The organism is Staphylococcus pseudoxylosus, from assembly GCF_044794325.1.
GTDB lineage: Bacteria > Bacillota > Bacilli > Staphylococcales > Staphylococcaceae > Staphylococcus > Staphylococcus pseudoxylosus.
This window is the reverse complement of sequence record NZ_CP085024.1, coordinates 1,654,177-1,666,228: the sequence shown is the minus strand read 5'-3', so window position 1 is coordinate 1,666,228 and position 12,052 is coordinate 1,654,177. Positions and strand designations below refer to the sequence as shown.

The 12,052-nt window shown below is 30.9% G+C and carries 8 protein-coding genes; 7 read left to right on the top strand and 1 reads right to left on the bottom strand.

Annotation, left to right across the window (positions count from 1 at the left end; all coding sequences use genetic code 11):
* Window positions 1-4: 4 nt before the first annotated feature.
* The 5 genes from LG295_RS07985 (at window position 5) to sbcC (ending at window position 6,579) form a co-directional block, all read left to right on the top strand.
* The gene (locus LG295_RS07985; protein WP_017724378.1) at window positions 5-244 is read left to right on the top strand and encodes a YneF family protein; all 240 of its coding nucleotides are present in this window, start codon (window positions 5-7) and stop codon (window positions 242-244) included.
* Between the two features lie 1,046 nt (window positions 245-1,290).
* A complete protein-coding gene (locus tag LG295_RS07980) occupies window positions 1,291-1,476 on the top strand; it encodes a hypothetical protein (protein WP_029377392.1) in 186 nt (61 codons plus the stop codon).
* Between the two features lie 246 nt (window positions 1,477-1,722).
* Complete coding sequence (locus LG295_RS07975) at window positions 1,723-2,190, top strand: CcdC protein domain-containing protein (RefSeq protein WP_325999048.1); 468 nt, start codon at window positions 1,723-1,725, stop codon at window positions 2,188-2,190.
* 228 nt (window positions 2,191-2,418) lie between these two features.
* Window positions 2,419-3,549 carry an exonuclease subunit SbcD gene (sbcD, locus tag LG295_RS07970; protein WP_107531352.1) on the top strand — a complete coding sequence of 377 codons (1,131 nt, stop codon included), beginning with the start codon at window positions 2,419-2,421 and terminating at the stop codon, window positions 3,547-3,549.
* Window positions 3,550-6,579 (top strand): exonuclease subunit SbcC, encoded by a 3,030-nt coding sequence (gene sbcC, locus LG295_RS07965; RefSeq protein WP_404475624.1) that lies wholly within the window; start codon window positions 3,550-3,552, stop codon window positions 6,577-6,579. It abuts the gene before it with no gap.
* Window positions 6,580-6,710: 131 nt separating this feature from the next.
* On the opposite strand, the gene mscL is transcribed toward sbcC, so the two are convergent.
* Window positions 6,711-7,064 (bottom strand): large conductance mechanosensitive channel protein MscL, encoded by a 354-nt coding sequence (gene mscL / locus LG295_RS07960; RefSeq protein ID WP_107531522.1) that lies wholly within the window; start codon window positions 7,062-7,064, stop codon window positions 6,711-6,713.
* A gap of 204 nt (window positions 7,065-7,268) precedes the next feature.
* Here mscL and LG295_RS07955 point away from each other — a divergent pair, with 204 nt between their 5' ends.
* Window positions 7,269-8,912 (top strand): BCCT family transporter, encoded by a 1,644-nt coding sequence (locus tag LG295_RS07955; protein ID WP_107531523.1) that lies wholly within the window; start codon window positions 7,269-7,271, stop codon window positions 8,910-8,912.
* A 278-nt stretch (window positions 8,913-9,190) separates the two neighbouring features.
* Window positions 9,191-11,893: an aconitate hydratase AcnA gene (gene acnA, locus LG295_RS07950; protein ID WP_107531524.1), complete on the top strand. Its 2,703-nt coding sequence runs from the start codon at window positions 9,191-9,193 to the stop codon at window positions 11,891-11,893.
* Window positions 11,894-12,052: the final 159 nt, after the last annotated feature.

Genomic DNA, 12,052 nt, shown 5'->3' with positions numbered 1-12,052 from the left:
AACAATGGCAACTTGGTTAGCAATATTATTAATCGTGTTAGCACTAATTCTAGGATTAGTCGGTGGATTTTTCCTTGCAAGAAAATATATGATGGATTATCTTAAAAAGAACCCACCAATTAATGAAGAAATGCTACGTATGATGATGATGCAAATGGGTCAAAAACCATCTCAAAAGAAAATTAATCAAATGATGACGATGATGAATAAAAATCAGGAAGACGCTATGAAGAAAAAGAAATAAAAAGAAATAGCGCATAAATAAAGGGCTGACAGCTACTTATATTGAGTAGTTGTTAGCCCTTATTTTTATTGGATTATGAATTTATAACAAAAGGCCAAACTATAACACATAGGATTAAAATGACTACGAGTTTGAACTAATTAAATGATAATTTAGTAGTGGTGAAGACGACTAGGAAGTCATATGTTCCAGATAAGAATAGATAATGTTTCTTTGAATCTAAAATGACACCTTTAATATTGCGCGATATAATATTAATTGTGAATATTAATTTATAAAACATTAGGTGACCAATTGTTAGTTCAGTCTTTAATACAAGAGGCAAACTTTAAACAAAAAGTTGTCGAAAAGGGTCGCATTAATAGTTATAAAAAATTGGTAGTGTAGCAGACTCACTTAATTGAACTAATTGCAGTACTATGTTTAACCTCGCTAGTACGGAAATATCTATATTTGCTGGTGATATTATCGGTAAGATAGGAGGAGTTATTATGTTGCAGTTAGATAGTTTTTTATTAAGATTAAGTTGCTTTATTGCAGTGTTTTTATGTTCTTTTGTAGTTAATAAAATCAATGTCCAAATTAGTATTAAAATGGTTTTAGCTTCAATAATCAGTTTAATGCTGTTTTTATGTGTATATGGAATATATTATTTCCTGTTTCTAAAATAAATTTCTCGATTTTTATTATTTGATTACACAAATTTTCGTAAGTAAATAGATAAAAATATCATTGCTCTGTTTGTAATTTGTATATTCACATGCTGTCTGTGTTTTTTAAATAGCTTTATACATAAAATTGAGTAAGCTTATATACATGAATTTTTAAATTGATTTTAAGTAAGTAATATAAATACTATCAGTTAAATATTCATATTTATAGAAAAGTAAATAATAAAATGAAATTTTGATGATTTGGTAAATGAAAGTATATTGGCATTCAGTTTATATAATGTTATAGCTGTATCAATTTATTTAAATATTCAGAAAATAATTGATTCTAAAATGTGGTTTGTTATAATGTATATATAAGGGAGGTATCGATAAGTGAAGGATGCTTATGACATGGAAGATAAAGAAGTACTTGATCGACTAGCAAATATGCATATTAACTTTCCGACCGATGAGGCATTTAAGAAATATCATAATGCAATGCAAATTCATGATATGAATTATCTTAGATACACTTTAAATGATGCATTATCGGCATGTAACCAGACACATGCTTTTTAAATAAAAGTACGATAAGATGAGCTTTTAAAAAGGCTTATCTTATCGTATTTTTATTTGTGTTTAACTATGATATTCGAATGATCTGCAATTATTTTCTTAGTAATTTAAAAAATACTAAGATATAATATATGTGCTATTGGTTAATAGTAAATAAAAAGGAACGTACAAATACTGATTATTATTTATTTAAATGATATACTAACCAAAGTGAATATCATCTTGTAGAAACTTAAAGTAGGTGTAAGCATGTTGTATTTAATATTTTCCATTGTATTTGCCTTTCTAATGGGAATAGGTGTTATAATTGTGCGAATGAAAGCACAACACTTTCCAGTAAATGAAAAGAAAATTATATTACCTCCTTTTTTTATGGCAACGGGGGCATTAATGTACGTCGTTCCGTATTTTAGGTTAACAGGTTTTGAAATAGTAGAATGTATTATTCTAGGTGTTTTATTTTCTACAATTTTGATTTGGACATCTAGGTTTGAAACGCAAGGTAGTGAAATTTATATGAAACGTTCAAAAGCCTTTCCAATAATTCTTATAACATTACTCTTAATACGTACAATAATTAAAATTTTTATAAGTAATCAGATAGATCCTGGCGAAATTGCAGGAATGTTTTTCCTACTTGCATTTTGTATGATTGTACCTTGGCGTTTAGCGATGTTATACAAATATAAAAAGGTGAAAAAAACTTTAATTCAATAAGTTATACACGAGGCTGGGACAAATTAATTGTCTCAGCCTTAATCATTAAATAATCGTTAGTTCAGGTAGTGCTTTTATTCATATCATCCTAGCAATCTATATCGGGGAGGCTATGACATCTTATGAAATAAGATTGCTATAATTATTGCTTCATTTTTTATATGCTTGAAGTATAATAGGAGATAATATAATAAGTAGCGAACAAATGTTCTTTAGAGGAGTGTTGAAATGAAAATTGTACATACAGCAGATTGGCATTTAGGTAGAATTTTAAATGGTAAATCATTATTAGAAGATCAATCATACATATTGGAACAATTTATTGAAGCGATGCGAGAAGAAAGACCTGATGTAATTGTCGTTGCTGGAGATTTATATGACACGAGTTATCCTAATAAAAATGCGATTCAATTGTTGGAGCATACGATTGATATCTTGAATCTTGAAATGAAGATTCCATTAATTTTAATTAGTGGTAATCACGATAGTAAAGAAAGATTGAATTATGGTGCTAAATGGTTTGAAAAATCGAATATGTATATTCGCACGAGTTTAAATGATATGCAAAATCCTATTTCAATAGGTGGTGTCGATTTTTATACATTACCATATGCAACAATAAATGAGATGCAATACTACTTCGATAATGAAGAAATTGAAACACCTCAGCAGGCACTTGGACATGCTTTGAGTCAAATGAATGAAGTAATAAATGAGCATAGAATCAATATGTTCATTGGTCACTTAACGGTACAAGGTGGCATACGTTCAGATTCCGAGAGACCATTAACTATTGGTACGGTAGAATCAGTAGAAGAGAATATGTTTCAGCAATTTGATAGAGTACTATTAGGTCATTTACATCACCCATTTAGTATTGAATCAAATTTTATAAATTATAGTGGATCTATATTACAATATTCATTTTCAGAAGTGAATCAACCCAAAGGTTATAGAGTGATTGCAATAAATGAAAATGACATAAAAGATAAATTTATACCTTTAAAACCTTTAAGACAACTGGAAGTAATAGAAGGTGATTATGAGGATGCAATACAAGAAAAATTAGAAGTAAAAAATAAAGAAAACTATATGCATTTTAAATTAAAGCATATGTCACATGTGAATGATCCAATGATGCATTTAAAACAAATTTATCCAAATACACTAGCATTAACTAATCAAACCTTTGAATTTAATACATCGATGCATCACGAAAATATAGAAATACAAAAGCTTGATGATGGGACTATAATAGATAATTTTTATCAAAGTATAACTGATGAACAATTAACAACAAACCAAAAAGAAAAAATTGAGTATGTGATGCGTACAATGTTAGAAGGAGGTTCTAAATAAATGAGACCAATAACACTTAAATTAAATAATTTTGGTCCTTTTTTAGATGAAACAATTGATTTTAATTATGTGAATCATAACCAATTGTTTCTAATTAGTGGTAAAACTGGTTCAGGAAAAACTATGATTTTTGATGCCATTGTTTACGCTTTATTTGGAGAAGCTTCTACAAAAGATAGAAAAGAAAGTGATTTGAGAAGTCATTTTGCTGAAAGTAAGTTGCCTATGGTAGTAGAATTTGAATTCAAATTAAGAAACCAATATTTCAAAATAAAAAGACAAGGGGCTTTTGTTAAAGAAGGTAATAAAAATAAAACACTTGGTCAACTTGCTGTGTATGAAATGGAAACTGAAAAGTATGAGCTTAGAGAAAGTAAAATAACGAATGGCAATCAATTTATTAAAGAATTATTGGGAGTTAACGCTGAGCAATTTAGGCAGTTATTTATCTTACCTCAAGGAGAATTTAAAAGATTTTTATTATCAAAAAGTTCTGAGAAACAAGAAATATTAAGAACACTCTTTAATAGTCAGCGATTTGAAGAAATACAAAAATACTTATCCGAAGATGTTAAAGAAGTTAGAGGGCAAATTGAACAAAAATATCATTTGTTAGAAAAAAATTGGCTAGATTTAGAAACGTTCAACGATGAAACATTAATTGAGAATAAAGCTATTAATCCAAGACAAACAAATCAAGTGCTTGAAGTATTAAATATGTTTGATGAAAAAGCGGAATATATTCATAATAAATTAAAACAACAAAAGGTTGAGTATAAAACTAAGTTAAATGATGCTGAAACTTGTTTGAAAAACAACCAAAAATTAGAAGAAACATTAAATAAATTGGAAGAAAATCAGCGAAATTATGAAAGACTATTAACACAAGAAAATAATATAAATGAAAAAATCAATCGTTTGAATGCAATTAATGAGGTAAGACCAATTGCTCATTTATTAGAATCTAAAGACGAATTATATGCAAAACAACAAAAAATAAAAGAAGATATCAATAAGAAAATAAAAAATATTTCAGAACTTGAAACTCAAATAGAAAAAGCAGATGAACAGTTAGAAGCTCATAAAAATGACTCAGATAAAATAACAGATAGTAAAAACTTTATTGAAAAGACAAAACTTTTCTTTGAAAGATCCCAGAAGTACAAAGCGGCATATGAAGATCAACGATCACTTCAAGAAGGTTTTATATCACTTCAAACAGAAATAGACCTACAGATAAAGCAATTAGAAGAAATAAAGGGAAAAATAAACGGTAGAGTACCGAACTATAAGAAAGTAGAACAAGTGAATGAAACAATTTACAAGTTGAAAAATGAAGTTACAGTGCTAAAACAAAATGAACTCGATAAAAAAGAATACAGACAATTACAAGAAAGAAAACAGCAAAAAGCCAATGACAGTAAAAAGTTATCTGATGAACTTCAACAGCTAACGAATGCTTATAAAAAAATAGATAAAACAAGTATAGATTTAAATAATAAGCAAGATTTGATTAGTACTTTGCAATCAGCAATAAATGTTGGCGACACTTGTCCAATTTGTGGTAATCAAGTACATACTATAACGCAACATATCGATTTTGATGATTTAACTGCACGTCATCAGAGTCTCGCACAGTTAGAACGAGAGAAAAACGATAAAACTGAAGATAAAATTAAAGTTGAAAGCGAACTGAATTATATAGAAGAACAGTTGGCAAAATTTGATAAAGAGAAATTAGAAAATATAAATTATCAAGAACTTGAGGTGGAAGTTAAGAAAAAAACAGAACAAAAACAGATCATTGAAAAGGAAAATGAAGCGATTGTTGAATTAAAGGAATTACAACAACAATATGAACAACAGTATCATCAATTAGAATTAGATAAAAAAACTAAACAACATAATCTAAAGCAAAATGAAATTACTATAAATGATTTTGAAAACACTACAGGTTATACTGACGTCGATACTTTTATAGAAGTTTTTGAAAATAATCAAAGTGAAATTGAAAAATATGAAAAAAACTTGGGTGCGTTGGAGAATAATATACAACAATATAAGAGTGAATTTGCTATAGAACAAAATAATAAAAATCATTTAAGTAATAATTCATCGGAAATTGAACAAGAAATTAAAAATGTAAGTGCGAAAATTGATGATGAAATGAAGCGTATTGGTTTTACGGATTTAGAACAAGTATATAATACAGTTTCTAAAGTTAGTGAAAAAGAATCACTAGAAAATGAAATAACTGAATTTAATAAATCAAAACAATCTTTTGAAGTGGTAATCTCACAATTGAAAGCAGAGCTTTCCGGTAAAAAGTTAGAAGATACTCAACATCTAATGGAAGTTTTTGAACAACAACAACAAGCGTTTGAATTAATCGCTACTGAATTGAGTCAACATGAATATAAAATTGCGTTTAATAATAAAAAAATTAGTGAAATTAGAGAGATAATTGGTAACTTAGAAAGTGAATTAAAAACACAACAAGAAGTTTTTCAATTAGCAGAAATTCTAGCAGGGAAAAATGAACAAAAATTAACATTAGAAAATTATGTGTTAATTTATTATTTAGAAAGAATTTTAGCTCAAGCTAATCAACGTTTATCTTTAATGACAGGTCAACGGTATCAATTGACACGTAGATCACAAGTTTCACAAGGATACAGTGGACTTGAGATTGATGTGTTTGATGCGCACTCTAACCAATCTAGGCACATCAGTTCATTGTCTGGAGGAGAAACTTTCCAAGCTTCGTTAGCTTTAGCTTTAGGTTTAAGTGAAATAGTTCAACAAGAATCAGGTGGTATTGCATTAGATTCTATGTTCGTCGATGAGGGATTTGGGACATTAGACCAAGAAACTTTAGAAACAGCTTTAGATACACTGTTAAGTTTAAAATCCACAGGGAGAATGGTAGGAATCATTTCACATGTAAGTGAATTGAAACAAAGAATTCCTCTCATTTTAGAAGTAGTTACGGAACAATATCAAAGTACGACTACTTTTAAGAAACAATAATGTACTTAAATAATATATGCCGAAGTTGCTCAAAATAATATATAATGTGTGAAAATCCAATAAAATAAGCTAAATAAAAAGAGTTCTAGTAGTTGTCATTCTGCTAGGACTCTCGTTTTTTAGTATTTTAATTAATTTTTTTCACGTAATAAATCACGAATTTCAGTAAGTAATACAGTATTTTCTTCGATTTCTTCTTCTTCTTCTTTTCTCATTAGCGTATTAGCAATTTTCACAAAGATAAATAACGCAAAAGCAATAATGATAAAGTCTATGATTGACTGAACGAACATACCGTATTTGATCCCCATGAATGACCAGCTCTCAGCAAAATCAACTGTACCAAAAATCAACCCAATTAATGGCATGATAATGAATGAAACTAAAGCTGTAACAATTTTGTTGAATGCTGCGCCCATAACTACAGCTACAGCTAAGTCTAGTACATTGCCTTTTAATGCGAATTCTTTAAACTCTTGAAACATATGATTAACTCCCTTTTATTTAATTTTAAAGATTATTATACAATATATTTAAAAGTAAGAGAATAGTTTTTTTAACGAAATTTGATATTACCGTTTTGTTTTGTTATTCTAATACGTGGTTAATACATAAATAGAATCTTTTTGAAAAATGAAAGTTCTATTTGGCTTGAAAATTTAATATGATAAGAAAGGGAGTAATTAATTATGAATTCTTCTAGTAACCAACCTAATGGTAAGAAGATATCTCCAGTTTTTATCTATAGTGCTATCATCGTAGCAATCGTGGTTATTATCGGTGCAGTATTACCGGGACAATTTGATCATGTTACGAATACGATTAAACTATGGATTACAGATAAACTTGGATGGTATTACCTAATTCTTACAACGTTTATAGTTTTCTTCTGTGTATTTCTAATTTTTAGCCCTATTGGGAAATTAAAATTAGGTAAACCAAATGACAAACCTGAATTCAATACAATTTCATGGTTTGCAATGTTATTCAGTGCTGGTATGGGGATTGGACTTGTATTCTATGGTGCAGCAGAACCAATGGCTGATTTTGCAGCTCCACCAAATGCAGAACCAAAAACGACAGCAGCTTATACAGAAGCATTACGTTCAACATTCTTCCATTGGGGATTCCATGCGTGGGCAATATATGGTGTGGTTGCATTAGCACTAGCTTATGCCCAATTTAGAAAAGGCGAACCAGGTTTGATTTCAAGAACATTACGTCCTATCTTAGGTAACAAAGTTGAAGGCCCAATTGGGACAATCATTGATGTACTTGCTGTATTCGCTACAGTAGTAGGTGTGGCCGTATCACTAGGTATGGGTGCCTTACAAATTAATGGTGGGCTTAATTATTTATTCGGTATACCAAACAATGTTTGGGTACAAGCGATAATCATAGTAGTAGTAACAATTCTATTTATTATGAGCGCTTGGTCTGGATTAAGTAAAGGTATTCAATATTTAAGTAACTTAAACATTAGTTTAGGTGCAATCTTGATGATTGCTGTACTTATTATTGGACCAACAGTATTGATTTTAAATATGATGACGAGCTCTGCAGGTAGTTTGTTAAACTCATTCTTATTAAATACGTTTGACACTGCAGCACAAAATCCTCAAAAACGTGAATGGATGTCTAGTTGGACACTTTACTACTGGGGTTGGTGGTTAAGCTGGAGCCCATTCGTAGGCATTTTCATTGCACGTGTATCTAAAGGACGTTCTATACGTGAATTTATAGGAGGCGTACTGCTAGTACCAGCGCTTGTAAGTTTCGTTTGGTTCAGTGTGTTTGGTGTGTTAGGTATTGAAACTGGTAAGAAAAAACCAGAATTATTCGATATGACTGCTGAAACTCAACTTTTCGGAGTGTTTAATGAAATACCAATGGGTATGGTATTATCTATCATTGCTTTAGTATTAATTGCATCATTCTTTATTACATCGGCTGACTCTGCAACTTTTGTATTAGGTATGCAAACGACTTATGGTTCATTAGAGCCATCAAACGTAGTCAAAGTTACATGGGGTATAGCACAATCATTAATCGCTTTTGTATTACTATTTGCAGGTGGAGGAAATGGTGCTGAGGCGCTTAACGCAATTCAAAGTGCCGCCATTATAAGTGCCTTGCCATTCTCATTTGTAGTTATCATGATGATGATTTCATTCTATAAAGATGCTAACCAAGAACGTAAATTCTTAGGTTTAACATTGACACCTAATAAACATAGATTACAAGATTACTTACAGCATCAACAAGAAGATTATGAAGATGATATTATTGAACAACGTAAACCACTTAGAAATGCAGAAAAAAATGATCAATAAACAGACTTTATAATTTAAAACTGAGTATCCATTTGGATGCTCAGTTTTTTTGTGTAAAAAATGAGAAAATGTATGACATTAGGATGATAATGATTCTCAATTGATAATAATAACTTATTACACACTGGAGTGAAGATAAGTTTTGCTTATACATACTGATTGAAAATTCAAATCTAAATTATAGATGTTTCTGACTTTAGCTAGTTGTTTTAAATTACATATAATTATACAATTTAAATAACGGCATATATATTACAAAAATTTCAAGGGGGATTTATATGGCTTCTAATATTAAACAGCAATCGAAAAAATCGTTTGAGTTAAACGGCAAATCATATACTTTTTATGATTTGAACACTTTAGAAGAACAAGGTTTAACGAAAGTTTCAAAATTGCCATATTCAATTAGAGTATTACTAGAATCTGTATTAAGACAAGAGGATGGTTTTGTAATTACTGATGAACATATTAAAGCGTTATCAGAATTTACTAAAGGCACTGAAGGCGAAGTACCATTCAAACCTTCTCGTGTTATCTTACAAGACTTTACAGGTGTACCTGCAGTTGTTGACTTGGCGTCGTTACGTAAAGCAATGAATGATGTAGGCGGAGATTTAAATAAAATTAATCCTGAAGTACCTGTAGATTTAGTTATTGACCACTCAGTTCAAGTTGATAGCTATGCAAATCCAGACGCATTAGAGCGTAATATGAAATTAGAGTTTGAAAGAAACTATGAACGTTATCAATTTTTAAATTGGGCTACAAAAGCGTTTAATAATTACAGCGCTGTACCACCAGCAACTGGTATCGTTCACCAAGTAAACTTGGAATATCTAGCTAATGTTGTACATGCACGTGATGTAGATGGTGAAACAGTAGCTTTCCCTGATACATTAGTGGGTACTGACTCACATACAACAATGATTAATGGTCTTGGTGTATTAGGTTGGGGTGTAGGTGGTATTGAAGCCGAAGCTGGTATGCTTGGTCAACCATCATATTTCCCAATTCCTGAAGTAATCGGTGTTAGATTATCTAATGCGTTGCCTCAAGGTGCGACTGCTACAGACTTAGCTTTACGTGTAACTCAAGAATTACGTAAAAAAGGTGTAGTTGGGAAATTTGTTGAGTTCTTTGGTCCAGGTGTACAACATTTACCATTAGCAGACCGTGCAACAATTGCTAACATGGCTCCAGAATATGGTGCTACTTGTGGTTTCTTCCCTGTAGACGAAGAAGCATTAAAATACATGCGTTTAACAGGTCGTACTGATGAACAAATAGATCTAGTGAAAAAATATTTAGAAGAAAACAGCATGTTCTTCACTGTTGAAAAAGAAGACCCTGAATACACTGATGTAGTTGAATTAGATTTATCTACTGTTGAACCATCATTATCAGGACCAAAACGTCCGCAAGATTTAATTTTCTTAAGTGATATGAAGAAAGAATTTGAAAAATCAGTTACTGCGCCAGCAGGTAACCAAGGACATGGTTTTGATGAAAGTGAATTCGATAAAACGGCAACAATCGAATTTAAAGATGGTACATCAACTACAATGAAAACTGGTGATTTAGCGATTGCAGCGATTACGTCATGTACAAATACATCTAATCCATATGTTATGTTAGGTGCTGGATTAGTTGCTAAAAAAGCTGTAGAAAAAGGATTAAAAGTCCCTGAATATGTTAAAACATCATTAGCGCCAGGTTCTAAAGTTGTTACTGGATATTTAAGAGATTCAGGCTTAACTGAATATCTGGATGATTTAGGCTTTAACCTTGTCGGTTATGGTTGTACAACTTGTATCGGGAACTCTGGTCCATTACTAGAAGAAATTGAAAAAGCAATTGCTGATGAAGATTTGCTCGTTTCTTCTGTGTTATCAGGTAACCGTAACTTTGAAGGTCGTATCCATCCATTAGTTAAAGCTAACTACTTAGCTTCACCACAATTAGTTGTTGCCTATGCATTAGCAGGAACTGTGGATATCGATTTACAAAATGAACCACTTGGTAAAGGTAAAGATGGAGAAGATGTTTATCTAAAAGATATCTGGCCATCAATTAAAGAAGTTTCAGACACTGTTGATACAGTTGTGACTCCGAAACTATTTAAAGAAGAATATGAAACTGTATACAATAATAATGAAATGTGGAATGAAATTGATGTTACGGATCAACCACTATATGACTTTGATCCTGAATCAACTTATATTCAAAATCCTTCATTCTTCCAAGGTCTTTCTAAAGAACCAGGTACTATTGATTCATTAAAAGACTTAAGAGTTATGGGTAAATTTGGAGATTCAGTAACAACTGACCATATTTCACCAGCAGGTGCAATTGGTAAAGATACACCTGCAGGTAAATATTTACTTGAACATGGTGTTCCTATTCGTCAATTTAACTCTTATGGTTCACGTCGTGGTAACCACGAAGTAATGGTACGTGGTACATTTGCGAACATCCGTATTAAAAACCAATTAGCACCAGGTACTGAAGGTGGTTTCACAACTTATTGGCCAACAGGTGAACAAATGTCAATATTTGATGCTGCTATGAAATATAAAGAAGATGGCACAGGTTTAGTTGTTTTAGCTGGTAATGATTATGGAATGGGTTCATCTCGTGACTGGGCAGCTAAAGGGACAAACTTATTAGGTGTTAAAACAGTTATCGCACAGAGTTATGAGCGTATTCACCGTTCAAACTTAGTAATGATGGGTGTTTTACCATTACAATTCAAAGAAGGCGAATCTGCGGATAGTCTTGGCATCGATGGTACTGAAGTTATTTCAGTAGATATTGATGAAAATGTAAAACCACATGATCTTGTAAAAGTACAAGCTAAGAAAGAAAATGGCGAAGTAATAGAGTTTGAAGCAATGGCTCGTTTCGATTCTAATGTTGAAATGGATTATTACCGTCATGGTGGTATTCTTCAATTAGTATTAAGAAATAAATTAGCTGAATAACTTTATAGTTAGAAGCATTAATTTAATAATGAAGATTCAAATGAGGCTGGGGCATACATAGATATGTCTCAGCCTCAAAGCTGTTGTTGAAGACATCTGAAGATGTACATATAGTATAGGTTATAGATACTTTGTTGGAGTATTATTAAGGAATAAACT

What these genes read in the sequence shown, in the direction of transcription:
- LG295_RS07985 (WP_017724378.1), top strand. Translation starts at nt 5, where the DNA reads ATGGCAACTTGGTTAGCAATATTATTAATCGTGTTAGCACTAATTCTA.
- LG295_RS07975 (WP_325999048.1), top strand. Translation starts at nt 1,723, where the DNA reads ATGTTGTATTTAATATTTTCCATTGTATTTGCCTTTCTAATGGGAATA.
- sbcD (WP_107531352.1), top strand. Translation starts at nt 2,419, where the DNA reads ATGAAAATTGTACATACAGCAGATTGGCATTTAGGTAGAATTTTAAAT.
- sbcC (WP_404475624.1), top strand. Translation starts at nt 3,550, where the DNA reads ATGAGACCAATAACACTTAAATTAAATAATTTTGGTCCTTTTTTAGAT.
- mscL (WP_107531522.1), bottom strand. Translation starts at nt 7,064, where the DNA reads ATGTTTCAAGAGTTTAAAGAATTCGCATTAAAAGGCAATGTACTAGAC.
- LG295_RS07955 (WP_107531523.1), top strand. Translation starts at nt 7,269, where the DNA reads ATGAATTCTTCTAGTAACCAACCTAATGGTAAGAAGATATCTCCAGTT.
- acnA (WP_107531524.1), top strand. Translation starts at nt 9,191, where the DNA reads ATGGCTTCTAATATTAAACAGCAATCGAAAAAATCGTTTGAGTTAAAC.